This is a genomic window from Salmonella sp. SSDFZ54 (genome assembly GCF_004010735.1).
GTDB lineage: Bacteria > Pseudomonadota > Gammaproteobacteria > Enterobacterales > Enterobacteriaceae > Salmonella > Salmonella enterica.
On record NZ_CP034819.1, the window covers coordinates 4001340 to 4026262 of the forward strand.

Consider the following 24923-nt stretch of genomic DNA (forward strand, 5'->3'; position numbering starts at 1 on the left):
GGACTGGCATAACGAATGAAAAAAATACTCCTTCCGGCGCTTCTGCTGGCCACTTCGGGCGTAGCGTTGGCGGCGCCGCAGGTGATTACCGTAAGTCGTTTTGAAGTAGGAAAAGACAAGTGGGCGTTTAATCGGGAAGAGGTCATGTTGACCTGTCGGCCTGGCCAGGCGCTCTATGTGATCAATCCCAGTACGCTGGTGCAGTATCCTTTGAATGCCATTGCCGAACAGCAAGTAGCGGAGGGTAAAACGCGCGCTCAGCCTATCGCCGTCATTCAAATCGATAACCCGGCGAAGCCCGGTGAGAAAATGAGTCTGGCGCCGTTTATCGAACGTGCGCAAAAGCTTTGTGATCCATCCAATAGCTGACTGATTTTTAATAAAAAACCGTAAACCTTCACGAAAAGGCTTACGGTTTTTTTATCTCTGATAACAGACAAAACGCCAGGTTTTTTCAATCACCTTCGTCGCAAACTGGAAAACCTGGCGTCGTCATCTATTCTTAAAGGGCAAGGCGATTTAGCCTGCATTAATGCCAACTTTTAGCGCACGGCTCTCTCCCAAGAGCCATTTCCCTGGACCGAATACAGGAATCGTATTCGGTCTCTTTTTATTTAGATTATAAATCAATGGGTTATGTGTTTCCCCTCGAAATTCCTCGAAATTTCCTCGAATTTCTGTATTCCGGTCTTTTTGGTTATATCACATCCAAATCCAGTTTAACATTTCTTTTACAACAAAATCAGAGCATCACGTAAGCTTTATTATCGCGTTCATCGAGATAGAGTTTCGTGGTGTTCTCTGAGGTGTGGCCCAGGAGTTTTTGAGCGAATTCCTCGCCGAGTTCGTCTTTGTACAGCCGACCAGCCAGGCTACGGATCTCGTGAAATGTCGGTGGGTTATCACTACATTTAACGTCTGAAATTTTTCTGGCTTTTACAAATTTCTTTGTCAGCCCATCCGGGTGAATATTCCCGGTCGGGCTATTTTTCCTGATTCCTGCACTGATCATGAAATCAGTTCTGCTTACCAGCCGGCAGCGATCGATAACCGTTCCCGGACGTAACCCTGGCACCTCAAGGGTCAGGGATCTGCCTGCCAAAATTGAACGCCCGGGCGCTGATGCCGGATGATCTGGTCATCGTAGAAAGCGCCCCTGAAAAAATCGACACCTTTAGCTGCAAAATGACAGTCCCGCCATCCGGTCATCATAACGGATTTTTCTTCTGCACCTACTGAAGCCCGCCATGGCAGGACGACCATGAATCCGTCGATAACCTTATTGTGAAATTAAGACCAGGGAAAGAGGATGTCCGCCAGACAGACATTATGTGTAAATTTATAAAGGTTTTTTATTATGCCCTTGCATGTTGGAAGCGGATGTCTTCCCGCCACAATCACTAACCTTCGTATTAACTGTATAGCCCAATCTGCAACCCCGCCTGAAATGAGCTTATGGGAAAAAATTAAGGAGTTTTTCTGCTCAACGCACCAGACTGAAGCGCAGGAATGTATCTGGACGATTTGCCACCCTTCGGTCGGAACGACGCGGGAGGATGTGGTCAGCAGATTTGAACAGCTCAGGATGCTCGCGTATGCCGGATACGAGGAAAGCATTCACTCCGGCCGCCACGGGGAAAGCCACTTCTGTATCCTGGATGCAGACAACCAGGAGATATTGTCGGTCACCCTTGATGACGCCGGGAACTATTCCGTGAATTGCCAGGGGCACAATGAAACATATCGCTTCACCATGGACATAGAACAGGGAGAGGAATGTACAGAACATGCGGAAGGGGCATCCGGGACACTCCAGGTATCCCCCCTTCCGGCTCCGGCGGCTCCACAGACACCAGCAGAGTATGATGCTGTCTGGTCAGAATGGAAGGGGGCTGCGCCAGCAGAAGAGTTACGCGGTCGTGCTGCGACGGTACAGAGAATATGTACCTGCCTGAATAACGGCAGTCGAGAGCTTAATGTGGGAGAGTCAGGCCTTACCGCCTTACCAGACCGTTTACCAGCGCATATAACAACATTGGTTATTCCTCATAATAATTATCTGACCAGCCTGCCGACGCTGCCGTCAGGACTGGAGGTGCTTACTGTCGAAGATAACCAACTGACCAGCCTGCCGCCGTTGCCGTCAGGACTGGAGGTGCTTACTGTCGAAGATAACCAACTGACCAGCCTGCCGCCATTGCCGGCAGGACTGGTGGTGCTGACGGTATCAGGTAACCAACTGACCAGTCTGCCGCCGTTGCCGGCAGGACTACAGACGCTGTCGGTAGCAGGTAACCAACTGACCAGCCTGCCGCCGTTGCCGGCAGGACTACAGATGCTGTTGGTAGCACGTAACCAACTGACCAGCCTGCCGCCGTTGCCGGCAGGACTACAGATGCTGTCGGTAGCAGGTAATCAACTGACCCGCCTGCCGCCGTTGCCGGCAGGACTACGGAGGCTGTTGGTAGCAGGTAACCAACTGACCAGCCTGCCGCCGTTGCCGGCAGGACTACAGGTGCTGTCGGTATCAGATAATCAACTGACCAGCCTGCCGCTGTTGCCGGCAGGACTGGAGTTGCTGACGCTCGAGCGCAATCCACAACTGGTGCGCCTGCCGCCGTTGCCGGAAGGACTACAGACGCTGTCGGTTGATGCTAACCCACAGTTGACCCGCCTGCCGGCGCTGCCGTCAGGCCTACAACGGTTGTATGCCCGCAATAACCAACTGACCCGCCTGCCGGAAAGCATCACGGGTCTGTCTTCAGAGGCAAGCGTAAATCTGGAAGGCAATCCTCTGTCTGAACGCACTCTGCAGGCGCTGCGGGAGATCACCAGCGCGCCAGGCTATTCAGGCCCCAGGATACTATTCGATATGGCGGGAGCCTCAGCCCCCCGGGAAGCCCGGGCACTGCACCTGGCGGCCGCTGGCTGGCTGGTGCCTGCCCGGGAGGGCGAACCGGCTCCTGCAGACAGATGGCATATGTTCGGACAGGAAGATAACGCTGCTGCCTTCAGCCTCTTCCTGGACAGACTGAGTGAGACGGAAAACTTCATGAAGGACGCGGGGTTTAAGGCACAGATATCGTCCTGGCTGGTACAACTGGCTGAAGATGAGGCGCTGAGAGCAAAAACCTTTGCCATGGCAACAGAGGCAACAGCAAGCTGCCAGGATCGGGTCACACTTGCTCTGCACCAGATGAAGAACGTACAACTGGTACATGATGCAGAAAAAGGGCAATACGATAACAATCTCGCGGCGCTGGTTGCCACGGGGCGTGAGATGTTCCGTCTGGAAAAACTGGAACAGATTGCCCGGGAAAAGGCCGGAACGCTGGCCTTGGCCGATGATGTTGAAGTCTATCTGGCGTATCAGAATAAGCTGAAGAAAGCACTCGGGCTGACCAGCGTGACGGCAGAAATGCGTTTCTTTGGCGTATCCGGCGTGACGGTTTCAGACCTTCAGGCTGCGGAGCTTCAGGTGAAAGCCGCTGAAAAAAGCGAGCTCAGGGAGTGGATACTGCAGTGGGGGCCGTTACACAGCGTGCTGGAGCGCAAAGCGCCGGAACGCGTTAACGCGCTTCGTGAAAAGCAAATATCGGATTATGAGGAAACGTACCGGATGCTGTCTGACACAGAGCTGAGACCGTTTGGGCTTGTCGGTAATACCGATGCAGAGCGCACTATCGGAGCAAGAGCGATGGAGAGCGCGAAAAAGACATTTTTGGATGGCCTGCGACCTCTTGTGGAGGAGATGCTGGGTAGCTATCTAGCGCCTTAACTGAACATGATATTCACCGCGCCAGGCGAATGGGGGACGTTGTACTTCGCCGGGCAGGGGATGCCGCAACAGTGGGCTATGAAGACCTGCTTCTTCCTGATGTTAAGGACATCCTGATTGCCAGTGTGGATGGTCTGAAGGGCTTCCCGGATGCGATAAACAACGTCTTCCCGCAAACCCATATCCAGCTGTGCATCATTCATATGGTGCGTAACAGCCTGAAATACGTAGCCTGGAAAGACTACAAAGCTGTCACCAGCGGCCTGAAGACGGTCTATCAGGCCCGACCGAAGAGGCGGCACTGATGGCGATGGATGCGTTCGCGAAAGTCCGGGACGATAAATATCCGCAAATCAGCAAAAGCTGGCGTGCGCACCGGGAAAACCTCAATACGCTCTTCAGTTATCCGCCGGATATCCGCAAGGCCATCTATACGACAAACGCAATCGAATCCCTGAACTGCGTGATCCGTGCCGCGATTAAGAAACGCAAGGTGTTCCCAACGGATGACTCAGTACGAAAAGTTATTTATCTGGCAATCAAGGATGCGTCAAAAAAATGGAGTATGCCGATCCAGAACTGGTGGCTGGCGATGAGCCGTTTTATTATCGAGTTCGGTGACCGCCTGAGCGATCACCTTTAATAACTGGGCAGTTACACAGAATTACTGATAGGCTCATTCTTTTGTGTTGCGCATCTCTGTTTCTATTGTTTTAGATAGCCATAAGAGCTCCGTTGCTGAGAGTTTTAGTCGTGGGGTTCTTTCTTCTGTACCGGGTGGTCGCATTTCAAAACTGCAGGAACATCTGCTGAATACTGTATACTCCTGTATTTTGCATGTTGTTGAGATCAGTGTGCAATTCCTCGGTACTGGCTTGTTCTGTATAGGTCCGGAGATTTCTGGGTAGTGTCCTTGTGGACCTGAACATATGTTTTTGATTGAAAATGGCATCGTGTTTTATCCTTTACGCTGTGAAATGTTGTTTTGTGCTCTTCTGTTATGATTGGTGATGTGACGGGATCGTCCATGCACCCTTCCTTTTATTGACGGCGTATCAGTCCATTGATGCCATGCTCGCTTAATTTGTCCAGCATCATCAAGCCGTCGTTTTCTTTCTGCTGCAATTCAAGCAACTTAAACCGTATTTCGTTAAGTAAAGGTTTAATAACTCCGCGCTTGCGAACCACCTTTCTGATAACGTCTTTTTCGAAGTATAAACGGCAGAAGTGATTTTCATAATTCGCCTACACTCTTCACCCAGCGCTGGCAAATCTTCAACGCTGAAAGGCTGGGGAGAAGGGCGTCCAGTTGCTGCACGGAGAGCGAACCATACGCCCTGATTCCACGCGTTATCAAACTTCATACCGTGGTTATCATCCAGACAAGGCGCTTGAGGTTGCTCATATGTTTTGGGGAAAGAGGTTCGGCGGTGGGTACTGGATATCCTGGATCGGGAAGTGGGTTCCACTGGTGCCAAATACAGGGGGCTGGTAAACCGGGTGGATACCTCAAATCCTGACAGGCCAGAGCACCAGCCTGATAAAATCGTATTACTGATTTCTAACCAGTGGCACATTAATTGTACCAGCTCAGACTCCAACTGACAGTCTGCTTTAAGCGAGTAGCGGACGTGACCTGCCCCCAGGAGTAAAAACAAATTTTCTATTGATACATTTAATTAACTTATTTATAACGTTATATTCCAAATGCAAACTTGTTCAATTGGATATGTATGGACATTCAAATTACACATCAAGTTACTGAATTTGATAAAGAAGAACTATTAGCCGGATTAAGAAGCTACAATGCTCAGTTCGTCGATTTTAGTAAAAATGGGCAGCTTGGGGTCTACTGCAGAAACGAAAGCGGCGAAATGGTAGGCGGATTAATTGCTGACAGAAAAGGTCCGTGGCTCTGCATCGACTATCTTTGGGTAAGTGAATCTGCAAGGAGCAACGGTCTGGGGAGCAAACTTATGGAGATGGCCGAAAAAGAAGGTTTGCGCAAAGGCTGTGTTCATGGACTTGTAGATACCTTTAGCTTCCAGGCTCTCCCTTTTTATGAAAAACAGGGTTATATACTTCAAATGTCGCTACCGGACTTTCCTAAAGTAGGTTCGCAAAGGCATTATTTAATTAAGCCTGGTTTATAGCTTTGCTGCATTTGAATACCCATAGTTTTATGAAAGCTGCAATCAGGTAGCTTTAAAATATATCGTATTGTTGGCCTGTACACACTATGATCAGCGTCCGCTTCTGGCACAGGGCGGACAGTCAGATTAGGTTTGGCGCTGTGCCATAGATATGTCAGCTCACATTTGAGCTAATACACATTAATTATCTAAACCAGTTATTAACCACTTCCTCAAACCGCTGGGTTACTTTTTCTCACGGGAATTTATCTTCCACACAACGTTGTCCATGTAAGGTAATATTGTTTAAATCAGGGGATGCCAGCGCTTTATTAATGTCCCTGGCAATGGTCTCCGGGGTCATTGGCTCCTGCAAATGGAAGCCGGTATCCCCCTCTTTTACGAGCTCAGTCATCCCGCCGCGTGTACTGACCAGTACAGGCTTTCCTGCCCCCATTGCTTCAATTGCAACCATGCAGAACGGTTCCTGGAATTGAAAGGGAATAACAACCAGATCTGCTAACGAATAGTAGTTGTATATCTCTTCAGGCGTTACACCTCCAACCATATGACAGTGTGGTTTTAGCCGTACTGCTAATTCCCGCACCTCACGCTGATAGGTTGCTTTTTCACCTTTACTTTTACTCATATAGTTACCAACGACAACTAACTCTATATTGTTGCGTTCCTTGAGGAGTTGTTCGAACGCCTGTAAAAGCAAAGTCACTCCCTTATCCGGTGATATACGGCCTGCAAAGAAAATCGTTTTTTTCTCCGGAGTTATTCCCTGGTCAGACTTTTGCAGTAGTACAGCGTTTTTCTGATAGGCCTCCAGGTCAATACCATTAGGGACGATAGCGATATCAGCATCCGGCAGGTACGCCTGATAATGCTTCTTCAAAAACATGTTAGTGATTTTGTTTCCGGGGAGAATTCTACCTTTTTAACTTCGTCGATATTCAAAGGAATAACCGGGCCATCTACTGGTATATCGTTCATGATCTATCTCTCCTTTTATCTGGTTACTTTCGCATCGCAACGATATCAGGCGAGGTAATACGCCGCCAGAAAATGTCCTGGCGGCAATCTTTTTCTGCAGATCACATCAAAACCATCCAATGGAAGTGAGGGCAAATAGCAGCTTCCACTGCTAAGCGTTGTTTTATAAGAACCACTCAGGTTTCACGCCAAATCGTGCTGAAAGCGCTTTGATGTGCGTAATCGTTAACGAGCGCTGTCCGGACAGGATCTGACTTACCAGTGATTTGGAACCGATCTCTTCTTTAAGATCTGAGTATGAGAGTTTGTACTGGTCAATTAGCGTGCGCAGCAGGGCAACGCCAACCGGCATTTCAGCAACAGATTTGTTGAACTCGGCGAACTGCTTGCTGTTATCTTCGTACTCGGCAATTTTGCTTGCCAGGAAGTCAATCAGCGGGTTTTCATCGTCATTTTCGATAAGATAATCAACCAGCGCCAGCGCATCACGATAATCTTTCTCTGACGCGCTGCCACCCAGGAAAGGAACGGCGGCGACCAGCGCCTTTGTGGCTTCGATAGCTTTTGCGGTGTTGGCAATCATTCTTTATTCTCCCTGTAGTAGCGGGTCAGCTTGTCATATTCAGCGTGAGTGGCGATGTGTTTCACATAAAAGCGTTTGTTTATAAAGTTGATGTAAGCGATCACCCTCAGGTTGTTGCCTCCGACATCCAGTACCCACCACTTGTTACGGTACTTAAAGTTATCGAGACTCGGTATGACCTTTCGTAGCTCTGCCGGAGAAGAGAAATCTTTTTCGCGGACTAAGCGATACAGGGCTTTTATGGCTAACGAGTCATTGGGATATCGTCTTGCCGCTTCATCAAAAGGCTCTTTTGATATGACATGCATTATGCGTTAAACCTGCCTGTTTACATTATGTGAACATTATACCAGTGATGCTTTCCGTTTACAATATGTGAACGGTTTAATTTTGAACACACTTCAATTACGCATCCGCCCAATCAGCCACCTACATATCACATACCCTGACACCGTGGGTGAGGCGCTTTCCATCAACGGACAGACAATGAAACTTCCTGAACTTAACTGGCCCTGGGCCGCATACTTCTGGCTCGGCTGTATCTGGCTTGGCTCTATTGCACATTCAGCGTTTTGTGTGCTCGTGGGTGATGATGTCACTGTCATTGGTGTCATTCTGCAACTGATCGTCGCGTCGTTCGCCGGGCTGCTGGCAATCCTCATTGCCATCCGCTTTAACTGGAGCGCTGAAACAGCGGGGAGTGTCTGTTCAATCGCTGGCTGGGCCGGTGGCCGGTTCGTTCAGGCTGTTGAGCACAAGGTAATGACGATGATCGCGAAAAAGTGATCTTGTAAATTCTGACCGAGGAAATCCAAATGAAAAAAACCGTATTAGCTGTACTCGCAGCGGTTTCGCTGTGCGCGTTATCGGCGTACTCGACTTACACCGAAGCAACTGGCCCTAACGGGACGACGGTGAAGCATGTTGCTGTGGCGCCGGAAACCAGTGCGGTTATAGCGAACGGTGGGTGTATTAATTCTGGTGGTGGAGTGTGTGAGCAGCAGCCAGCACAACAGGCCGAATAATAAACATCCGCTAAGTTTGACGATGGTTTTTTAAGCATTACAGAAGCTCTTCGACGAGGGGCTTCGATAATGGTAAATTATCCCTGTATAATATGGGGGATTTATGGCTACCGAGATTACTTCTATTGCTGTCCAGTTTCCCTGGGCTGCGTTGATTACTGCTATTGCTGGGCTATCTGGTGCACTTGGTGGTGCATTTCTGGCAAATAAATTTGCCGAAAACAGATGGTACAAACAGGTTTCTTTTGAAAAAGAGAAAGAGCGTATCGCGATGCTTCGGGAAAAGGGTGAGGAATTACACATCCTTGTCTCAAAATGGGGAAAGGCGACTATTAATTACCAGCTTTACCAACTTCGAGTGATTAAGGGAGTATTAACAGAGGACCAGTTACACTCGCTTGCGGCTGAGCTTTCAACTGGTGGCGATGTTCACGACAGAATGGATGCATTGTTATATCTCTACTTCCCATCATTGGATAAATTTATGAAGGAAGTTCGAGAACATTTGTCAGAAGGACATAAAATTTACCATGCGGTAATCAACGGGGCATTGGATCGGGATAAGGGTTTAACTATCTTTGACAAGGAGGCTACTAATGTAGAAGCCGCAATAGAAAAAATTAAAATGGGTATAAGGAATGTTCTTCAGAACTTCAATTAAATAACCGAGTTTGAATGTTGTTAAATTTTTCAATTTATTGACACATGAAGTAACTCAATGGTAAAAAGCAGAGCAGACGCTGTGATGTTTATTAATGGAGTGGCAACAACCCTCCGATTTACAAGTGAAATAAAAGGTATAGGGCTATTTCGAATAACTATTTAGAATTTTAATGACTGTAAGGGATAAAATATTTTTAGGTTTATATTAGCTTGCAATATTGAGACAAAGTAAGTAAATTCAAGCCTTTTTACTTGGGAGAGTTTTTTAGTGCAAGTAGATACTGATTTTATAAGCTTAGACACATTGGTGGCGACTCAGCAAGCAGCAAAGTGGGCTGGTGTTGCCGCTATTGCTGCATGTATATCGTGTTTTGCAACGATTGTTGGTATAGGTGTAGCGTGGAGATCATTACATCAATGGAAGCCACAATATAAGGAAAATTCAAGACTTCAATTGATTGATACATTGGTGGCTTATCAACAATGTTTGATAAGCCTACCAAAAGATCTTTCTAAAGATCCGGAGTGTAAGCATAGGAAAGAATTTTTGAAAGCAAGTATTGAAGTAGATATGAGAGGTGTAATTTATTTGAAGCAACATAATAATTCAGAATTAAAAGAAGAGTTAGAAAACCTTCGAATTAAAGGTGCCCAATTTGTTGCAGGTAAGGTAAGTAAACCTGAGTTGGCATTGATCTCATCTATAATAATGCTCATTGAATTATAATTTTTTATTTGCAGTCGATTTTTTTCTATTGAGTGACTTACCGAGAAAAATTACCCTGAATTGAAGTTAGGGTATTCCCGCAAAAGCCAGCCCCGCCGAAACGGGGCTGGCTCAAAAAAAATCAAACTGCGGCGTGGCCCGAGGATCATCCTCTTCAACCGAAATTCCCAGCTCACGCCGGAACCACCGTGAGACCAGTTGCCGGTGGCAGAACTCCCCAGGCTTTTCCCAGCACAGCAGCACCGGCTCCACATTCCCCATCAACAGGTGCAGCTCATTCCACGTCTGCTCAGGATTTAACTTCACCAGTATGTCGCGCTCATACAGTTCGATATTAGGAGGAGATCACTCCACATAAACGTAATTAATTTTGTACTAAATCTCTGTGGTATGGCACAGACGTTTAGAAGACAGGTCAATTGCGAGCTGCTGGCTGGGATTTCGTCGCGCCACTCAAAAATGCGCAGAGTTTTTCACACGCCGTCAATGGCTCAATGGGCGTTTTTCCGAGGGCGGTCTCAGTCATGACGATGGCAGGACCAATAAGCATGGACCATGCTTCGCTCGCGTCTTGCTCAAGCGATGTGAAGGCAAGGAACAGTGTTTTATCTGAAGGAAAGCGGTGCTGAGTATTAAAAAGTTTCAGCCAGGCGCGGGACTGCCGGTCGGCCTGTGCTGATCGCGTGCCGAAGCGGAGTGCTCTTTTTAGTATGGTGATACCCACAATGCCTGGCCCTAGAATAAAGGGACTCCCGACGTTTATGGTGACGCCGACCCCGAGAAAAACGAGAGCGAATGACAGCACGTTATCTACTCTTCTGGTAAGAGTACTGTATAGCTTTTCCAGAGAGTACCGGTAAAGAATTTGATAACTGATTTCATCCTTGCTCATACATCTCCAGATGGTTTTTCGATTACGCTCCGGTATGCTCCCGGAATCCTGACAGATTCTGCAATTATGCCACACTTCCTGGAGGGTATTAATTAGATGGAATATAAATAGCAGGCAAATATTTTGAGCTTTTAGTCGATATCGCTTTGAATATCATTTCTCCTGATCCAGGAGATGCTGTTGTCGAGAATCGGGTCAAACGTTGCCGCGTCGGTCGGACTGCACAGGGTAACTCTCGCAGTCAGACTCTCATTATGGTCTCTAAATGGATAACCCGCAGTCGTAACACGCCGAATGTCACGACTGACGCTATTATTACCCTGGCTTGTTAAAGCGGCATGACCACATTTTCTATATATAATAATTGGTTGTCTTTCGACCAGTATTGTCGAGTTTTTTGGTTTAATTCCACAATCCATTTAAAAACGCCTGCTGTTGCCAGATCGGTACAGTATTTTTCATAGGAATGCTCGCCCGAAAAGTGTTTAGCTGAAGTCAATTTTATTAATTGCGTATTTGGTGTTGAATTGACTTTAATCAGCTTTCTATTGCTTTTAATAGAAATGAAGTGGCCTGCATGAGTGATAATTTTCACATTGCCGGTAGCAACAAAATAGATGTAATAAGCGATATTATTATATTCCAGATCGATTAGAAATGCGTTGAAATTTGCATCCTTTCTGACGCGCTCGAAAAAGTGGTTAAGCATAAGCTGTAATTCCATTTGTTAACCTATTGTAAGTTATAATGTTATATGTTGTGTTAGAGTATTGTTGCTTAAAAGCAGCCATACAAAGATGTTACCTAAAAGCAATAATAATCGCCTGGTATCATATAGTTTACGTTATGATTGGAATAGTGTTGCAATTGTTACTGATTATTTCTCGTAGCGCGTTTTTTTGACCACTAATAGATGAGTCAATCCATTTCATTTGTAGTTTTTCTGAACGCCATGAAAAGTCATAATATATAAAAATCAGTTAATTAATTGATATTTAGATAAGGATTACAGTGGTGGAGAGGTTTGGCGTGGAGACTTTATAGGTTTTGAAAAAGCAGCTAACTCGCTGGCAGGATAACTGACAGTCAGCGTTTGAATGGGGGCAAAATCGTAACAACATCAGCATAAATAATAATATTCATGAATGTTTTGTGTGACGCAGCAGTTGAATTGAAGTGATGTTTTGCCTGTTCAGGATTGTCCCGATAAAAATGTTCCTCGATAAAAGTCGATCACCTTGTGCCGAAAAAAAACAGGCTAAGTGACAGAAGAACAAAATTCATCAGGAAAATAAAATTTATACAGATCAATGAATAAAAATGGTTGTGGCGAAGGTGGCTATTTTTTGAAAGCAAGAAATATAAATAAAGTGTAGCTATGCATAGTTATCTAAAAGGAGAACTACCGTGACTAATATAACCCTATCCACCCAGCACTACAGAATCCATAGAAGTGACGTTGAACCAGTAAAAGAAAAAACAACGGAGAAGGACATTTTTGCAAAAAGTATTACTGCCGTTAGAAATAGCTTTATCAGCCTGTCGACGAGTTTGTCAGATCGCTTTAGCCTGCATCTGCAAACAGACATACCGACTACCCATTTTCATCGTGGGAACGCCTCTGAGGGTAGGGCAGTATTAACCAGTAAAACTGTTAAAGATTTTATGCTGCAAAAGCTTAATAGCCTGGATATCAAAGGTAATGCGAGTAAAGATCCGGCCTATGCTCGTCAGACATGCGAAGCCATGTTATCAGCCGTGTACAGTAATAATAAAGATCACTGTTGTAAATTACTCATCAGTAAAGGGGTCAGTATTACCCCCTTTCTGAAAGAGATAGGAGAGGCTGCGCAGAATGCGGGGCTACCTGGGGAGATAAAAAACGGCGTATTTACTCCAGGTGGGGCAGGAGCGAATCCTTTTGTCGTCCCCCTCATTGCTGCAGCGAGCATTAAATATCCGCATATGTTTATAAATCATAATCAGCAGGTGTCTTTTAAAGCGTATGCTGAGAAAATCGTTATGAAAGAGGTTGCGCCGCTGTTTAATAAGGGGACGATGCCGACGCCACAACAATTTCAGCTAACTATAGAAAATATCGCGAATAAGTATCTTCAGAATGCCTCCTGAAGATAGCAAACACAATACTGCTATTAACCATATGAATTAATAGCAGATTTTCTGAAAGTATATATTCATTTTTATGGCGACGCTTTTAACAAAACGTCGTCATCTTTATTTTAATATAAAAATCAAATGGATACCCTTAAAACTTAAAATAATTGTTATTACTCTAAATACCGGCATAACCAGACAGCTTTTTTTGTAACGCTGCGTGTTGTTAAGTCTATGATACCCGCGCACGGATGATGTCTCGATAAGGATTAATGGTCTGTTAACTGTCAGGAGAGGTTATGCCGCCTTTAAAAAAAATTATGCTGCTCCTGTTTGTGGGGGCGATGGTCGCCACGGTAACGACACCTGCATTGGCGCTGGTTTGCCTTGCAACTCACTCAGCTCAAGAGTGTGCTGAAGCCTGTGGTGTCGATATGTGGTTTATGTTTTTGGCATGCTTTTAAGGAGGGAGAATATTGAACGTGAACAGGCGATAGTGAGTAGCTCGCTGCGCCAGGGGATAACACTCCCCTGGCGCAGCCAGTTATATTTTATTGCGATAATAACAAAGTATTTACTCGCTACTGATGAAATTCGCTATTTACAACAGAGCACATTTACTAAGCAAGAAAATCTGCACACGCTATCCTTTTATATCTGTCCTGGATAATGAACGACAGGAAAAATATGATGCGGCCTGAAGAGATTTATCAGCGAATAGAGGCAAAGAATTGGCGGCATGTCTGGGTGGTCGGTGATATCCACGGCTGTTTTTCAATGTTAATGAAAAAGTTACGTGAGTGTCGATTTGATCCGCAACAAGACTTGTTAGTTTCTGTGGGCGATCTCATTGATAGAGGCCCGGACAGCCTGGGTTGCCTGGCTTTACTGCGTGAGTCCTGGATGACGGCGGTTCGCGGCAATCATGAACAAATGGCGCTGGATGCGCGGGCCTCATCGCAGTCGACGCTGTGGTTGATGAATGGTGGCGACTGGTTTACCCGCCTGACGGCTGAACACGCTGCGCAAGCTGAAGCGCTTTTTATCCTTTGTCAGCGACTGCCCCGGATACTGGAAGTTCGCTGCCGCCATAGCACGCATGTGATCGCTCATGCTGATTACCCCGCGTCAACCTATCAATGGCAAAAAAAGGTCGATTTACATCAGGTTCTCTGGAGCCGCGAACGACTCATAAATAAGCGCGGCGGGATTAGCGGTGCCGATCATTTTTGGTTTGGCCATACGCCGTTGCGTCGGCGCATGGATTTCGCCAACGTACACTATATTGATACGGGCGCGGTATTTGGCGGGCAATTGACGTTAGCGCGGATACAATAGCGGTATCAGCGACCAGGGTTAAAAATCGCTATATTGCTGCGCAGGTCGCCAGAAGCCGTCGATAAAATCCTCTACCGGAAAACAGCCGCCATGGCGAATCCGTTGATCGTCCATCGAATAAAGACACTGCTGCTCGGTATCGTAGATGTCCACGACAATATCCTCGCATCCTCCATCCAGGTAACATACAAAAAGTACCAGCGCGAACATTACATCCTCAATGTTAACTACTTTACACGATAGTGTAGGAGAGGTTAGCGCAGGGGGGAAATGAGAAAAGGAAGAATAAATAACCCGCCTGGCGACGGGTTCTTTTTGAGTCAGGCAAGACGCATGACCCAGGCATCAGATTTAGGATCGTAATGAGTACGGAACAAAACGGAATGTTCCCCGTTGAGAATGGCGGGAACGCTGGTTTCGGCATCCCAGGCGTCCAGTTGCATACATAAATCCGGATCGGATTTACAGGGGATAGTTAACGTTCGCTCCCCCGGCGATTCGCCATGTAATTCGGCATCGTCGATTTCAAAAGCGCCAATGCGCACACTGGTTTTCATCATCGTGCTCTCCGTTAATACGCTAATTGTGGTACGACCAGTTTAGCCGTCCATTTTTCAGCGTAGTCAACGTACGCAAAAGCGCCAGTCAAAAAGTGCGGTTTTTTTGTGCGCTTTTAGCTATTACCAGTAAAGAGTTTGCCATCACGTACCAGTTCACGCGGGTAACTGTTCTTTATTCTTGAGCCGATACGTTTTGCCAGACCAAGCGGCTGACGCTGGAACGTCACCAGGACATCATCAGCGGCAGGGGGTGTTTGCGGATAAATATCCCGACCGCGATACCACTCCTCCGCCTCTTGCGCAGAGAGTTCGAACGCGTGAGCATGAGTCGGGCAGGCAAGGGCTATCGTCGCCTCATGTTGCCAGCGATAGCCTTTATTATGACTTTCGGCCAGTTTAATGCCGAGCCGGGAAAAACGGACTTTTCCGATCAGTGATTCAATCTCTGCCGGGAACAGCCAGACCTCTTTTTCACGCTGCCAAAGATGGAGATTTTCATCCCATAGCAGTCCGACGGCGTTGGCCGCCTGGGTAACGTGTAATGTTTCGCGGCCTTTGAGGGGGGTAAAAGGAAACGTCCCCACTTTATACCCCGGCGCGGGCATGGCTGGAAGGGATGACATTTTACGCAGACGTGCGACGAAGAATCCTTCGCAGTCGTAAATTTGTGGGAAGACGTGCAGGAAGCCTTCCGGGGTGAGGGCGCGGTCAGCGTCAGGAAACAGATCACCCAGCGGCAAAAATTCAACGGCGTCGGCGTAGGTCTCTTGCAGCCAGAGGCAGACCTCTTCGTTTTCCTGGCGATTTAACGTGCAGGTGGAGTAGACCAGCGTGCCGCCGGGTCGTAAAGCATGAAAAGCGCTGTCGAGCAGTTCCCGCTGTGTCGCCGCGATATCCAGATTACTTTCTGGCGACCAGTTTTTTAGCGCATCAGGATCTTTACGTACTACGCCTTCGCCAGAGCAGGGCGCATCCAGCAGGATAGCGTCAAACATCTCCGGTAACGCAGCGCCAAATACGCGACCATCGAAATGCGTCAGTGCGGTATTGGCGATTCCACATCGGCTGATATTAGCGTGCAGAACTTTGACGCGGCTGGCCGAAAATTCGTTGGCCAGAATGGCGCCGCGGTTCCCCATGCGGGCAGCGATCTGCGTGGTTTTTGAGCCAGGCGCCGCTGCCATATCCATGACCCGCTGCGGATGATTATCATCGGCGAACAGGGCCGCGACCGGCAGCATCGAACTGGCCTCCTGAATGTAAAACAGGCCGCTTAAATGCTCAGCGGTACTGCCAAGCGGCAATGCCTCTTCATCATCGCGCTCGATCCAGAATCCTTCATGACACCACGGAATTGGCGTGAGCGACCAGCCGTAGGGCGCGATTAGGGCAAGGAAATCAGCCACGGAGATTTTAAGCGTATTGATGCGTATACTACGGCGCAACGGGCGTTGGCAGGCCGAAATAAATTCATCAAAAGAGAGCGTGGAAGGCATTGCTTCACGCATTTGCGTCAGAAAAGCGTCAGGAAAATAGACAGCGTGTTGAGCCACAGGTGTATCGCCGGCAAAAAAACAGGCGCGCAGTGTAGCATAAAACGCTCCGGCGCGAGTACGCCGGAGCCGGGTGTTTAACGTGGCAGAGCGGTGCCCCATTCACGCCACTCTTTCGGTTCGCTCTCTTGTAACAGGAAATGCTTACCGGCTTGCGCTTTTGGCGCCAGCGGCGTACCTGGTGGAGTAGCGAAGGCGATACCGCCACGGATGAACTGATTAAATGTCCCCGTTTTCACCACGCCGCCTGTCAGACCAAAGTCGAGACTATAGCCGGAGGCAAGCCAGAATACGGAGTTATTACGCACCAGATATTGGTAACGCTTACTGATACGCAAGGTGATCATCACGCGATCGGAGAGCGACCCCAGGGACATTCCGGTGACCGTTCCCACTTCGATACCGCGGAACAGGACGGGGGTGCCAATATTAAGCGAGCCGGCTTCTGGCGCCTCCACGACGATGCTTAACCCATCCAGATAGCGTGAGTCGGTAATCGTGGCTTCCTGCAGTTCAAAGTCGCGCCGCGCCGCGCCGCGTCCTGGCTCAACGTTAATATAGGGCTGGAGAATCGTATCCAGATGCTCGACGCCCGCCGCGGAAATTTGTGGCGTAATAACGGAAAAACGTGTCCCGGCGCGGGCAAATGTCTGTACGTACTCCGGATAAAGGACGGCTTTTGCCTGCACTTCATTACGTGCGGTGATCAATTCCAGCGTCTGGATCTGGCCGATATCAATACCGAGGTAACGAATTGGCATCCCTTCCGCCAATTTTCCAGCGTCGAACGCGTGCAGCGTAATTTGTCCGCCTACCGCGCGGGCGGAAGTTTCTGAAGCATAAAGAATGCGTTTATCGCCTTTGCGCCGACTGGCGCTGGCGCCGCTCAGGTTATCAAAACTAATGGCCCCTTTCAGCGCGCGGGAGAGTGGCGAGGCCTGTACCGTTAGGCCGCTGCCGTTAAGTTGCACTTTCGCGCCGCCTTCCGCCCAGAACACGCTATTGCTGGTTAACAGGTGGCGATACTCCGGCTTAATATGCAGGTCGATGTCAAAGGTATTGGCGCGTGGGCGAACGGTGATGACTTCGCCTACTTCAAATTTTCGATACAGCACGACGGAACCTGCCTGGACATCCGGCAACGTTTCGGCCGTCAGCGTTAAGGTGGTAGTCGGTAAGTCACTGAGGCTATTTTCCAGCGCTTTTTCCAGGTTAGCATAGAGCGGGTAGGTGGATTTCATCTTCCCGCTCGTACCGGGTAAAATACGAATTCCGCCGTCAATCCACTCGCTGGCGCTGGCGCCGAGGAACTCTACGCCGTCAAGGCCGACTTTGACATCCACCCGGCTGTTGACCACGAATTTACTGTCGCCCTGTACCAAATCCCGGTGCTGCGGTTCAATCGCGACGGTGAATGACACGCCTTTACTGGATAAGTTGCGCTCAATGACCTGGCCAATTTTTACACCATGTAAAATTAACGGCTGGCCCGGTTCGATGCCGTAACTTTCCGGGGCCGTCAGCGTCAGGGTTAAGGCATTCGCCTCATGCAGCAGGGCTTTTTCACCCGGCACCACCACAAATTCACTGCGCGGTTCGCCGTCGCCCGGCACCAGCTCGAAGGTTTTTCCGGTTAACAACGAACTGATATTCGCGTCACTTAGCGACAGTTTGGGATTGCGTAACTCAATACGCGTATTTTCCCGCATCAGCGGAACAACGCTGGGATCGACGGTCATCTCTCCGGTGACTTTACCGCCAGGGTTGAGCGTCAGTTTAGAAAGCTCACCCACCTCCAGTCCCTGGTACATGAGCGGCGTAGATTCCGCCTTCAGACCGTCTCCGCTGGGCAGCTCAAGTTTAACGATTACCCCTCGTTGGCTGTGGGCTAAATCTTTATATAAGCCGAACGTGTCATCCTGGGCGGCGGGTTTGGAGTTGTCCGGCGAATCAAACGCAATCGCGCCATTGACCAGGGCCGCGAGGCTCTCCAGTTTCACCTTCGCGCCGCTCAGGCTTAGATCGGCGTCAATGCCGGAGACATTCCAGAAACGGCTGCCTTTTTTCACCAGATCGGTAAACCGTCGCTCAATCAGAACGTCAATCGTTACGCCTTGTTTGTTAGGGTTAATCGAATAGTCATACACCCGTCCGACAGGGATTTTACGGAAATAGACCAGTGAACCGCTATTAAGCGAACCGAGATCCGGCGCATTGAGATGAATCATCAGATCGCCGTTGCTAAGCCGGTATTTAGGCTGTGTATCCAGGGCGACGAAATGATCTCTGGGCTTGCCTTTACCTGGCATCATACCGATGTAATTCCCGCCGACCAACGCATCCAGGCCGGAAACGCCCGCCAGCGAGGCTTTGGGCGTCACCAGCCAGAATTGCGTCTCTTCGCGCAACGCATCTTCCATATCTGATTTGATACTGACGCGAACTTCAATTTTGCGCAGATCTTTGCTCAGACTGACATCTTCCACGGTGCCGACTTCTACTCCCTGATAACGAACGGGAGTCCGGCCCGGTACGATACCATCCGCCGACATAAAATCGATAGTCACGCTATTGCCGCGATCCTGGTAGCTATCCCATACCAGCCACCCCGCGATCATTAGCGCGATAAGCGGTAGCAGCCAGAAAGGTGAAATACGGCGTTTGGTTTTAATTTGCGCTTCAGTCTTCGAAGCGGGCGTTTCCTGACTCATGTGCATCCCAAAGTAAGCGGCTATCCAGCCATTCCACTGCAAGAATAGTCAAAATTACCGCTGCGCCGAAATAAAACGCAGCCGGTCCCATAGTAAAAGCCAGAATCTGATCGCGATTAATCAGAGACATGGTTAACGAGATAACGAAAAGATCCAGCATCGACCAACGGCCTATCCATGTCACCAGACGCAGCAACAGAATTCGCGTCCGCAGTCCCTGTTGGCATTTAAAATGGATACTCAACAGTAGCGTAAACATCACGATGACTTTGGTAAACGGCACCAAAATACTGGCGATAAAAACGACGGCGGCGACGGCGATATTGCTGCTGGCAAGCGACATAATGCCCGACAGGATAGTATCTTCCTGACGCCCGCCATTAATGTAGATTACCGAGATAGGCAGCAGGTTTGCCGGCAGCAAAAAGACAATAGACGCCAGCAAGGCCGCCCAACACTTCTGTATGCTCTGTTTTCTGCGTAACCGTAGCGGAATATGACAACGCGGGCAGCGTCCTTTCGCATCCGGATAGCCGCTAAAGTGGCAGCCAAGACAGACGCGCAATCTTTCGTCCGCACGTTGAGCAGGGCGCTGCGGATAAAATCGTTCCCATAGTTGCTCCACATTCAGATGAATCATAGTCAGAATGCTAAGAACCACCAACGAGACGAACGCTAAAAGCCCGATGCCCGGCTGCAGAAAGGCATAGTCCTGCACTTTGATAGAGGCAACGCCAATACCGACCAGATAGATGTCCAGCATCACCCACTCTTTCAGTTTTTCCAGCATCAGCAGGACTGGACGCAGATTCATGCCGAGGAGGCTGCCAAACCACAGGTAAGCAATTGAAAAAACCAGAATAAGCGGCGCGCCCACCACGCAAAAGAGCACCATTGCGGCGGTTAACGGATCGCCCTGCTGCGTCATTTGCCAGATGCCGTGCATCACATTGGCATCAATGCGTACGCCCAACAGGTAGATATGGAGTAACGGTTCGCTCCAGGCAAACGGCATCAATAGCAGCATGGTTACTGCCATCGCGGTCAGCCGCGTCAGCGACCAGTCGCGCCCATCGCGAATTTTGGCCTGGCAACGAGGACAATAAGCGCTTTGATGAGCGCTCATCTCCGGCAAGCTGAACAGCATGTCGCATTCAGGGCAGCGCTGGTAGTGGCTGCGCGGCAGCGCTTCGCTAATTGACCTGATCGTTAGCTTTTTTGTTGGCGTGACGTGTGAGGTGTTCAGAGCCATGTATCGTGAATCAAAGTGTTAGAATAATGTAATCTTAACTCATGACAGGAATAATCTTGAGCAAGAACGCATTTAATGCTTATTTTAATAGCCTGTGTTTAGGAGTAAGACCACGAAGTGATTATATAATGAGCAAAACAGAACTATACGCGGCGTTAAACCGCGATTTTCAGTCGTTAATGGCAGGTGAAACCAGCTTTCTGGCCACGCTGGCGAATACCAGCGCGCTACTGTTCGAACGTCTTACCGAGGTGAACTGGGCGGGATTTTATCTCCTCGAAGGCGATACGCTGGTGTTGGGGCCGTTTCAGGGGCGAATCGCCTGTGTGCGGATTCCGGTTGGTCGCGGCGTGTGCGGCGCAGCGGTAGCGCAGAATAAGGTTCAACGTATTGATGATGTTCATGCGTTTGACGGCCATATTGCCTGTGATGCCGCCAGCAACGCCGAAATTGTGCTGCCTGTCACGGTTGGCGAACGGATTATCGGCGTGCTGGATGTAGATAGCACGGCGTTTGGCCGTTTTACCGAAGAAGATGAACACGGCCTGCGTACGCTGGTCGCACAGCTTGAAACCGTGCTTGCAACGACGGATTACAAAAAATTCTTTGCGAGCGTCGCAGGATAATCAACGGATAACGTAGCAATTACTGATGGCGTCATTATAATGACGCCTGTTCATGCCTGCTGCTTGTTGGCTACGTCCGTTGTAATCAGGAAATTTCATGGAAAATCAACCTAAGTTGAATAGCAGTAAAGAAGTTATCGCGTTTCTGGCCGAGCGTTTTCCTCACTGTTTTAGTGCGGAAGGCGAAGCTCGCCCGCTGAAAATTGGTATTTTTCAGGATCTGGTAGAGCGAGTTGGGGGCGAAATGAACCTCAGCAAAACGCAACTTCGTTCCGCTTTACGTCTTTATACTTCAAGCTGGCGTTACCTGTACGGCGTTAAGCCGGGCGCAACGCGCGTCGACCTTGATGGCAATCCGTGCGGCGAGCTGGAAGAACAGCATGTCGAACATGCGCGTAAGCAGCTTGAAGAAGCCAAAGCCCGTGTTCAGGCGCAGCGCGCAGAGCAGCAAGCGAAAAAACGCGAAGCTGCCGCGGCGGCTGGCGAAAAAGAAGACGCGCCGCGACGCGAGCGTAAACCTCGCCCGGTAGCGCGTCGTAAAGAAGGCGCTGAACGTAAACCTCGCGCTGATAAACCGACGACGAAAGCGCCGCGTGCGCCTCGCGAAGAGAAGCACACGCCGGTTTCTGATATTTCAGTATTGACCGTAGGGCAGTCCCTCAAGGTGAAAGCGGGTAATAATGCGATGGATGCCACCGTATTAGAAATCACCAAAGATGGTGTCCGTGTACAGCTGAATTCGGGTATGTCTTTGATTGTACGCGCAGAACACCTGGTGTTCTGAAACGGAGGCCAGGCCTGGCATGAACACTTTTTTTAGGCTTACCGCGTTAGCTGGCCTGCTTGCATTAGCAGGCCAGTCCTTCGCCGTGGAAGATATTACGCGTGCCGATCAAATTCCCGTACTAAAGGAAGAGACGCAACATGCGACGGTGAGCGAGCGCGTAACGTCGCGTTTTACCCGCTCCCACTATCGCCAGTTCGATCTGGATGAGGCATTTTCGGCAAAGATTTTTGATCGCTATCTGAATCTTCTCGACTATAGCCACAACGTTTTGTTGGCGAGCGATGTCGAGCAGTTTGCGAAAAAGAAAACCGTGTTGGGCGATGAGCTGCGCACGGGTAAGCTGGATGTTTTTTACGATCTTTATAACCTGGCGCAAAAGCGCCGGTTTGAACGTTACCAGTACGCGCTAAAAGTGCTGGAACGGCCAATGGATTTCACCGGAAACGATACGTTTAACCTGGACCGCAGTAAAGCGCCCTGGCCGAAAGATGAGGCTGAGCTAAATGCGCTGTGGGATGGTAAAGTGAAATTCGATGAGCTCAGTCTGAAACTCACCGGCAAGAGCGACAAAGAAATTCGCGAAACGCTGACGCGTCGCTACAAATTCGCTATTCGTCGCCTGGCGCAGACCAACAGTGAAGATGTGTTCTCGCTGGCGATGACCGCTTTTGCGCGTGAAATCGACCCGCATACGAATTATCTTTCTCCCCGCAATACCGAGCAGTTTAATACCGAAATGAGCCTGTCTCTGGAAGGTATCGGCGCGGTGCTGCAAATGGATGACGATTATACTGTCATTAACTCATTGGTTGCCGGCGGCCCGGCAGCGAAGAGCAAGTCGATTAGCGTCGGCGATCGTATCGTCGGCGTAGGGCAGGCCGGAAAACCGATGGTCGACGTTATTGGCTGGCGTCTTGACGATGTGGTGGCGCTGATCAAAGGGCCGAAAGGCAGCAAGGTTCGACTGGAAATACTGCCGGCTGGCAAAGGGACGAAAACGCGTATTATCACGCTGACGCGTGAGCGGATTCGTCTTGAAGATCGCGCGGTTAAAATGTCGGTGAAAACCGTCGGCAAGGAAAAAGTTGGTGTACTGGATATTCCAGGCTTCTATGTTGGCTTGACCGATGATGTCAAAGTTCAGCTTCAGAAGCTGGAAAAACAGAACGTTAACAGCATCGTTATCGATCTGCGTTCAAACGGCGGTGGGGCGCTGACGGAAGCCGTTTCGCTTTCCGGTCTGTTTATCCCTTCTGGTCCGATAGTTCAGGTGCGCGACAATAACGGCAAAGTGCGTGAGGATAGCGACACCGACGGCGTGGTCTACTACAAAGGCCCGCTGGTGGTGCTGGTCGATCGTTTCAGTGCCTCGGCATCGGAAATCTTTGCTGCCGCGATGCAGGATTATGGGCGCGCGCTGATTGTCGGTGAGCCGACCTTCGGTAAAGGTACGGTACAGCAATATCGTTCGCTAAACCGAATTTACGATCAGATGCTTCGCCCGGAATGGCCTGCGCTGGGTTCGGTGCAGTACACCATTCAGAAGTTTTACCGTGTCAACGGCGGTAGTACGCAGCGTAAAGGGGTCACGCCGGATATCATCATGCCGACTGGCAATGAAGAGACGGAAACCGGAGAAAAATTTGAAGATAACGCCTTGCCGTGGGATAGCATTGATGCGGCGAAATACGTGAAATCGGACGATTTGGCCCCGTTTGGCCCGGAATTATTGAAAGAACACAACGCGCGTATCGCCAAAGATCCTGAGTTTCAGTACATCATGAAGGATATCGCACGTTTCAATGCCATGAAGGATAAGCGCAACATCGTCTCTCTGAATTATGCGCAGCGTGAGAAAGAGAACAATGAAGAAGACGCTCTGCGTCTGGCGCGTATTAACGATCGGTTTAAACGTGAGGGTAAACCGTTGCTGAAGAAACTGGACGATCTGCCAAAGGATTACCAGGAGCCGGACCCGTACCTTGATGAAACGGTGAAGATTGCTCTGGACCTGGCGCATCTTGAAAAAGAAAAACCAGCGGAGCAGGCGGCAGCCAATAAGTAACGCTAAACAGGCACAAAAAATTGTGCCTGTTTTTTTTTAACAAGCGCAGAAGTCGTCAGGATAATGCTACAAAATGTAAAGTTGTGTTTTTCTCGTGACTTACCGCCTGGTGATGCTTGAAAATAGCCATAAGACCCATACGATGTGGGTAATCGCATAGTGCGCTTTGTTAAATTGAGGTTAAAAGAAAATTATGATGCGAATCGCGCTCTTCCTGCTGACGAACCTGGCCGTGATGGTCGTTTTCGGGCTGGTTCTGAGCCTGACAGGGATACAGTCGAGCAGCGTGCAAGGCTTGCTGATCATGGCGCTGCTGTTTGGTTTTGGCGGTTCTTTTATTTCATTGCTGATGTCCAAATGGATGGCGTTAAAATCCGTAGGAGGGGAAGTTATTGAACAGCCTCGCAATGAAAGAGAACGCTGGTTGATGAACACCGTAGCAACGCAAGCGCGCCAGGCCGGTATCGCCATGCCGCAGGTTGCTATCTACCATGCGCCGGACATTAACGCGTTTGCGACGGGCGCACGCCGTGACGCCTCATTGGTCGCTGTGAGCACCGGTTTGTTGCAAAACATGAGCCCTGACGAAGCGGAAGCCGTCATTGCGCATGAAATCAGCCATATTGCCAATGGCGATATGGTGACGATGACGTTGATTCAGGGGGTGGTTAACACCTTCGTTATCTTTATTTCGCGCATTATCGCGCAAATTGCTGCTGGTTTTCTGGGCGGCAACCGCGATGAAGGCGAAGGAAGTAACGGTAATCCGCTAATCTATTTCGCCGTTGCGACGGTGCTGGAACTGGTCTTCGGTATTCTGGCGAGCATCATCACCATGTGGTTCTCCCGTTACCGTGAGTTTCATGCCGATGCGGGATCGGCGAAGCTGGTTGGCCGTGAAAAAATGATTGCCGCGCTGCAGCGCCTGAAAACCAGCTACGAGCCGCAAGAAGCGACCAGCATGATGGCGTTTTGTATTAACGGTAAATCGAAATCGTTAAGCGAGCTGTTTATGACGCACCCACCGCTGGATAAACGCATTGAAGCGCTGCGTAGCGGCGAGTACCTGAAATAATAAGCCCACTGGCAAGTATGAAAAGCGCGTCGAATGACGCGC

Annotated in this window: 28 protein-coding genes and 2 pseudogenes; 16 read left to right on the plus strand and 14 right to left on the minus strand. The window is 49.1% G+C overall.

The annotated features are described in order from the left end of the window. Positions 1-15: 15 nt before the first annotated feature. The gene (locus tag EOS97_RS19800) at positions 16-369 is read left to right on the plus strand and encodes a YebY family protein (protein WP_000722368.1); all 354 of its coding nucleotides are present in this window, start codon (positions 16-18) and stop codon (positions 367-369) included. Between the two features lie 373 nt (positions 370-742). Here EOS97_RS19800 and EOS97_RS19805 read toward each other — a convergent pair. Next, a pseudogene (locus EOS97_RS19805) lies at positions 743-1090 on the minus strand (tyrosine-type recombinase/integrase); the annotation flags it as partial. Positions 1091-1357: 267 nt separating this feature from the next. Here EOS97_RS19805 and sspH3 point away from each other — a divergent pair. Both sspH3 and EOS97_RS19820 read left to right on the plus strand, forming a co-directional pair. Next, positions 1358-3778 carry a type III secretion system effector SspH3 gene (gene sspH3 / locus EOS97_RS19815; protein ID WP_024146377.1) on the plus strand — a complete coding sequence of 807 codons (2421 nt, stop codon included), beginning with the start codon at positions 1358-1360 and terminating at the stop codon, positions 3776-3778. 101 nt (positions 3779-3879) lie between these two features. Next, positions 3880-4421: pseudogene (locus tag EOS97_RS19820) on the plus strand (transposase); the annotation flags it as partial. Positions 4422-4566: 145 nt separating this feature from the next. Here the strand turns inward: EOS97_RS19820 and EOS97_RS19825 are convergent. Both EOS97_RS19825 and EOS97_RS19830 read right to left on the minus strand, forming a co-directional pair. Further along, positions 4567-4707: a hypothetical protein gene (locus tag EOS97_RS19825; RefSeq protein ID WP_001640444.1), complete on the minus strand. Its 141-nt coding sequence runs from the start codon at positions 4705-4707 to the stop codon at positions 4567-4569. Between the two features lie 168 nt (positions 4708-4875). After that, positions 4876-5142 (minus strand): hypothetical protein, encoded by a 267-nt coding sequence (locus EOS97_RS19830; RefSeq protein ID WP_077906534.1) that lies wholly within the window; start codon positions 5140-5142, stop codon positions 4876-4878. Between the two features lie 369 nt (positions 5143-5511). Between EOS97_RS19830 and EOS97_RS19840 the strand changes: the two genes are divergently transcribed. Beyond that, positions 5512-5931: a GNAT family N-acetyltransferase gene (locus EOS97_RS19840; protein ID WP_000354401.1), complete on the plus strand. Its 420-nt coding sequence runs from the start codon at positions 5512-5514 to the stop codon at positions 5929-5931. Positions 5932-6166: 235 nt separating this feature from the next. Here EOS97_RS19840 and EOS97_RS19845 read toward each other — a convergent pair whose 3' ends face one another. The 3 genes from EOS97_RS19845 to EOS97_RS19855 all read right to left on the minus strand — a co-directional run bounded on the left by EOS97_RS19845 (position 6167) and on the right by EOS97_RS19855 (position 7800). After that, positions 6167-6817, minus strand: a complete 651-nt coding sequence (locus tag EOS97_RS19845; protein WP_000478867.1) for a glycosyltransferase — start codon at positions 6815-6817, stop codon at positions 6167-6169. Positions 6818-7072: 255 nt separating this feature from the next. Next, positions 7073-7492 (minus strand): type II toxin-antitoxin system HigA family antitoxin, encoded by a 420-nt coding sequence (locus EOS97_RS19850; protein WP_000561389.1) that lies wholly within the window; start codon positions 7490-7492, stop codon positions 7073-7075. Further along, entirely contained in the window at positions 7489-7800 is a 312-nt protein-coding gene (locus tag EOS97_RS19855; RefSeq protein WP_000558157.1) for a type II toxin-antitoxin system HigB family toxin, read from the minus strand. Before EOS97_RS19855 ends, EOS97_RS19850 begins: the two co-directional genes overlap by 4 nt. 178 nt (positions 7801-7978) lie before the next feature. Between EOS97_RS19855 and EOS97_RS19860 the strand changes: the two genes are divergently transcribed. The 4 genes from EOS97_RS19860 (at position 7979) to EOS97_RS19875 (ending at position 9907) form a co-directional block, all read left to right on the plus strand. After that, positions 7979-8278: a hypothetical protein gene (locus EOS97_RS19860; protein WP_000775226.1), complete on the plus strand. Its 300-nt coding sequence runs from the start codon at positions 7979-7981 to the stop codon at positions 8276-8278. A gap of 29 nt (positions 8279-8307) precedes the next feature. Beyond that, the gene (locus EOS97_RS19865; protein WP_000754426.1) at positions 8308-8517 is read left to right on the plus strand and encodes a hypothetical protein; all 210 of its coding nucleotides are present in this window, start codon (positions 8308-8310) and stop codon (positions 8515-8517) included. Between the two features lie 103 nt (positions 8518-8620). Continuing rightward, positions 8621-9178 carry a hypothetical protein gene (locus EOS97_RS19870; RefSeq protein ID WP_000179886.1) on the plus strand — a complete coding sequence of 186 codons (558 nt, stop codon included), beginning with the start codon at positions 8621-8623 and terminating at the stop codon, positions 9176-9178. Positions 9179-9448: 270 nt separating this feature from the next. Next, a complete protein-coding gene (locus tag EOS97_RS19875; RefSeq protein WP_001195655.1) occupies positions 9449-9907 on the plus strand; it encodes a hypothetical protein in 459 nt (152 codons plus the stop codon). A 111-nt stretch (positions 9908-10018) separates the two neighbouring features. On the opposite strand, the gene EOS97_RS19880 is transcribed toward EOS97_RS19875, so the two are convergent. From EOS97_RS19880 to EOS97_RS19890, 3 genes are all read right to left on the minus strand, one after another. Further along, on the minus strand, positions 10019-10213 hold the full coding sequence (locus tag EOS97_RS19880; protein ID WP_001805175.1) for a hypothetical protein: 195 nt from the start codon (positions 10211-10213) through the stop codon (positions 10019-10021). Positions 10214-10322: 109 nt separating this feature from the next. Continuing rightward, entirely contained in the window at positions 10323-10799 is a 477-nt protein-coding gene (locus tag EOS97_RS19885; RefSeq protein ID WP_000030951.1) for a hypothetical protein, read from the minus strand. Positions 10800-11127: 328 nt separating this feature from the next. Next, on the minus strand, positions 11128-11523 hold the full coding sequence (locus EOS97_RS19890; protein ID WP_000422887.1) for a DUF1398 domain-containing protein: 396 nt from the start codon (positions 11521-11523) through the stop codon (positions 11128-11130). 683 nt (positions 11524-12206) lie between these two features. Here EOS97_RS19890 and sopE2 point away from each other — a divergent pair. The 4 genes from sopE2 (at position 12207) to pphA (ending at position 14252) form a co-directional block, all read left to right on the plus strand. Continuing rightward, entirely contained in the window at positions 12207-12929 is a 723-nt protein-coding gene (gene sopE2, locus EOS97_RS19895; RefSeq protein ID WP_000182068.1) for an SPI-1 type III secretion system guanine nucleotide exchange factor SopE2, read from the plus strand. A gap of 284 nt (positions 12930-13213) precedes the next feature. Beyond that, a complete protein-coding gene (locus EOS97_RS19900; protein ID WP_001134851.1) occupies positions 13214-13378 on the plus strand; it encodes a hypothetical protein in 165 nt (54 codons plus the stop codon). Next, positions 13369-13584 carry a hypothetical protein gene (locus EOS97_RS27520; protein ID WP_024132346.1) on the plus strand — a complete coding sequence of 72 codons (216 nt, stop codon included), beginning with the start codon at positions 13369-13371 and terminating at the stop codon, positions 13582-13584. The genes EOS97_RS19900 and EOS97_RS27520 overlap by 10 nt, the downstream gene beginning before the upstream one ends. Positions 13585-13601: 17 nt before the next feature. Then, positions 13602-14252, plus strand: a complete 651-nt coding sequence (gene pphA, locus EOS97_RS19910) for a protein-serine/threonine phosphatase (protein WP_000986167.1) — start codon at positions 13602-13604, stop codon at positions 14250-14252. A gap of 18 nt (positions 14253-14270) precedes the next feature. On the opposite strand, the gene EOS97_RS19915 is transcribed toward pphA, so the two are convergent. From EOS97_RS19915 to yebS, 5 genes are all read right to left on the minus strand, one after another. Next, complete coding sequence (locus EOS97_RS19915; RefSeq protein WP_000457838.1) at positions 14271-14462, minus strand: YebW family protein; 192 nt, start codon at positions 14460-14462, stop codon at positions 14271-14273. Positions 14463-14572: 110 nt separating this feature from the next. Continuing rightward, positions 14573-14809: a YebV family protein gene (locus tag EOS97_RS19920; protein WP_024131108.1), complete on the minus strand. Its 237-nt coding sequence runs from the start codon at positions 14807-14809 to the stop codon at positions 14573-14575. A gap of 116 nt (positions 14810-14925) precedes the next feature. After that, complete coding sequence (gene rsmF, locus EOS97_RS19925) at positions 14926-16365, minus strand: 16S rRNA (cytosine(1407)-C(5))-methyltransferase RsmF (RefSeq protein ID WP_023205015.1); 1440 nt, start codon at positions 16363-16365, stop codon at positions 14926-14928. A 77-nt stretch (positions 16366-16442) separates the two neighbouring features. Then, positions 16443-19076 carry a PqiB family protein gene (locus EOS97_RS19930; RefSeq protein WP_001529852.1) on the minus strand — a complete coding sequence of 878 codons (2634 nt, stop codon included), beginning with the start codon at positions 19074-19076 and terminating at the stop codon, positions 16443-16445. Next, positions 19045-20328 (minus strand): membrane integrity lipid transport subunit YebS, encoded by a 1284-nt coding sequence (gene yebS / locus EOS97_RS19935; protein WP_001207294.1) that lies wholly within the window; start codon positions 20326-20328, stop codon positions 19045-19047. Before yebS ends, EOS97_RS19930 begins: the two co-directional genes overlap by 32 nt. A gap of 128 nt (positions 20329-20456) precedes the next feature. Here yebS and EOS97_RS19940 point away from each other — a divergent pair, with 128 nt between their 5' ends. The 4 genes from EOS97_RS19940 to htpX all read left to right on the plus strand — a co-directional run bounded on the left by EOS97_RS19940 (position 20457) and on the right by htpX (position 24881). Then, positions 20457-20954 carry a GAF domain-containing protein gene (locus EOS97_RS19940; protein ID WP_001805171.1) on the plus strand — a complete coding sequence of 166 codons (498 nt, stop codon included), beginning with the start codon at positions 20457-20459 and terminating at the stop codon, positions 20952-20954. Between the two features lie 97 nt (positions 20955-21051). Then, positions 21052-21738, plus strand: a complete 687-nt coding sequence (proQ, locus tag EOS97_RS19945; protein ID WP_000431401.1) for an RNA chaperone ProQ — start codon at positions 21052-21054, stop codon at positions 21736-21738. Positions 21739-21757: 19 nt separating this feature from the next. Next, positions 21758-23806, plus strand: coding sequence for a carboxy terminal-processing peptidase (prc, locus tag EOS97_RS19950; RefSeq protein WP_001091237.1), 2049 nt, complete (start codon positions 21758-21760; stop codon positions 23804-23806). A 193-nt stretch (positions 23807-23999) separates the two neighbouring features. After that, entirely contained in the window at positions 24000-24881 is an 882-nt protein-coding gene (gene htpX / locus EOS97_RS19955) for a protease HtpX (RefSeq protein ID WP_000984498.1), read from the plus strand. Positions 24882-24923 lie beyond the last annotated feature (42 nt).

What these genes read in the sequence shown, in the direction of transcription:
- htpX (WP_000984498.1), top strand. Translation starts at nt 24,000, where the DNA reads ATGATGCGAATCGCGCTCTTCCTGCTGACGAACCTGGCCGTGATGGTC.
- sspH3 (WP_024146377.1), top strand. Translation starts at nt 1,358, where the DNA reads ATGCCCTTGCATGTTGGAAGCGGATGTCTTCCCGCCACAATCACTAAC.
- EOS97_RS19865 (WP_000754426.1), top strand. Translation starts at nt 8,308, where the DNA reads ATGAAAAAAACCGTATTAGCTGTACTCGCAGCGGTTTCGCTGTGCGCG.
- EOS97_RS27520 (WP_024132346.1), top strand. Translation starts at nt 13,369, where the DNA reads ATGCTTTTAAGGAGGGAGAATATTGAACGTGAACAGGCGATAGTGAGT.
- EOS97_RS19800 (WP_000722368.1), top strand. Translation starts at nt 16, where the DNA reads ATGAAAAAAATACTCCTTCCGGCGCTTCTGCTGGCCACTTCGGGCGTA.
- EOS97_RS19900 (WP_001134851.1), top strand. Translation starts at nt 13,214, where the DNA reads ATGCCGCCTTTAAAAAAAATTATGCTGCTCCTGTTTGTGGGGGCGATG.
- EOS97_RS19850 (WP_000561389.1), bottom strand. Translation starts at nt 7,492, where the DNA reads ATGATTGCCAACACCGCAAAAGCTATCGAAGCCACAAAGGCGCTGGTC.
- EOS97_RS19890 (WP_000422887.1), bottom strand. Translation starts at nt 11,523, where the DNA reads ATGGAATTACAGCTTATGCTTAACCACTTTTTCGAGCGCGTCAGAAAG.
- EOS97_RS19845 (WP_000478867.1), bottom strand. Translation starts at nt 6,817, where the DNA reads ATGTTTTTGAAGAAGCATTATCAGGCGTACCTGCCGGATGCTGATATC.
- EOS97_RS19885 (WP_000030951.1), bottom strand. Translation starts at nt 10,799, where the DNA reads ATGAGCAAGGATGAAATCAGTTATCAAATTCTTTACCGGTACTCTCTG.
- EOS97_RS19915 (WP_000457838.1), bottom strand. Translation starts at nt 14,462, where the DNA reads ATGTTCGCGCTGGTACTTTTTGTATGTTACCTGGATGGAGGATGCGAG.
- proQ (WP_000431401.1), top strand. Translation starts at nt 21,052, where the DNA reads ATGGAAAATCAACCTAAGTTGAATAGCAGTAAAGAAGTTATCGCGTTT.
- EOS97_RS19825 (WP_001640444.1), bottom strand. Translation starts at nt 4,707, where the DNA reads ATGTTCAGGTCCACAAGGACACTACCCAGAAATCTCCGGACCTATACA.
- EOS97_RS19870 (WP_000179886.1), top strand. Translation starts at nt 8,621, where the DNA reads ATGGCTACCGAGATTACTTCTATTGCTGTCCAGTTTCCCTGGGCTGCG.
- EOS97_RS19930 (WP_001529852.1), bottom strand. Translation starts at nt 19,076, where the DNA reads ATGAGTCAGGAAACGCCCGCTTCGAAGACTGAAGCGCAAATTAAAACC.
- EOS97_RS19855 (WP_000558157.1), bottom strand. Translation starts at nt 7,800, where the DNA reads ATGCATGTCATATCAAAAGAGCCTTTTGATGAAGCGGCAAGACGATAT.
- pphA (WP_000986167.1), top strand. Translation starts at nt 13,602, where the DNA reads ATGATGCGGCCTGAAGAGATTTATCAGCGAATAGAGGCAAAGAATTGG.
- EOS97_RS19830 (WP_077906534.1), bottom strand. Translation starts at nt 5,142, where the DNA reads ATGAAGTTTGATAACGCGTGGAATCAGGGCGTATGGTTCGCTCTCCGT.
- EOS97_RS19920 (WP_024131108.1), bottom strand. Translation starts at nt 14,809, where the DNA reads ATGAAAACCAGTGTGCGCATTGGCGCTTTTGAAATCGACGATGCCGAA.
- EOS97_RS19940 (WP_001805171.1), top strand. Translation starts at nt 20,457, where the DNA reads ATGAGCAAAACAGAACTATACGCGGCGTTAAACCGCGATTTTCAGTCG.
- EOS97_RS19840 (WP_000354401.1), top strand. Translation starts at nt 5,512, where the DNA reads ATGGACATTCAAATTACACATCAAGTTACTGAATTTGATAAAGAAGAA.
- prc (WP_001091237.1), top strand. Translation starts at nt 21,758, where the DNA reads ATGAACACTTTTTTTAGGCTTACCGCGTTAGCTGGCCTGCTTGCATTA.
- EOS97_RS19860 (WP_000775226.1), top strand. Translation starts at nt 7,979, where the DNA reads ATGAAACTTCCTGAACTTAACTGGCCCTGGGCCGCATACTTCTGGCTC.
- yebS (WP_001207294.1), bottom strand. Translation starts at nt 20,328, where the DNA reads ATGGCTCTGAACACCTCACACGTCACGCCAACAAAAAAGCTAACGATC.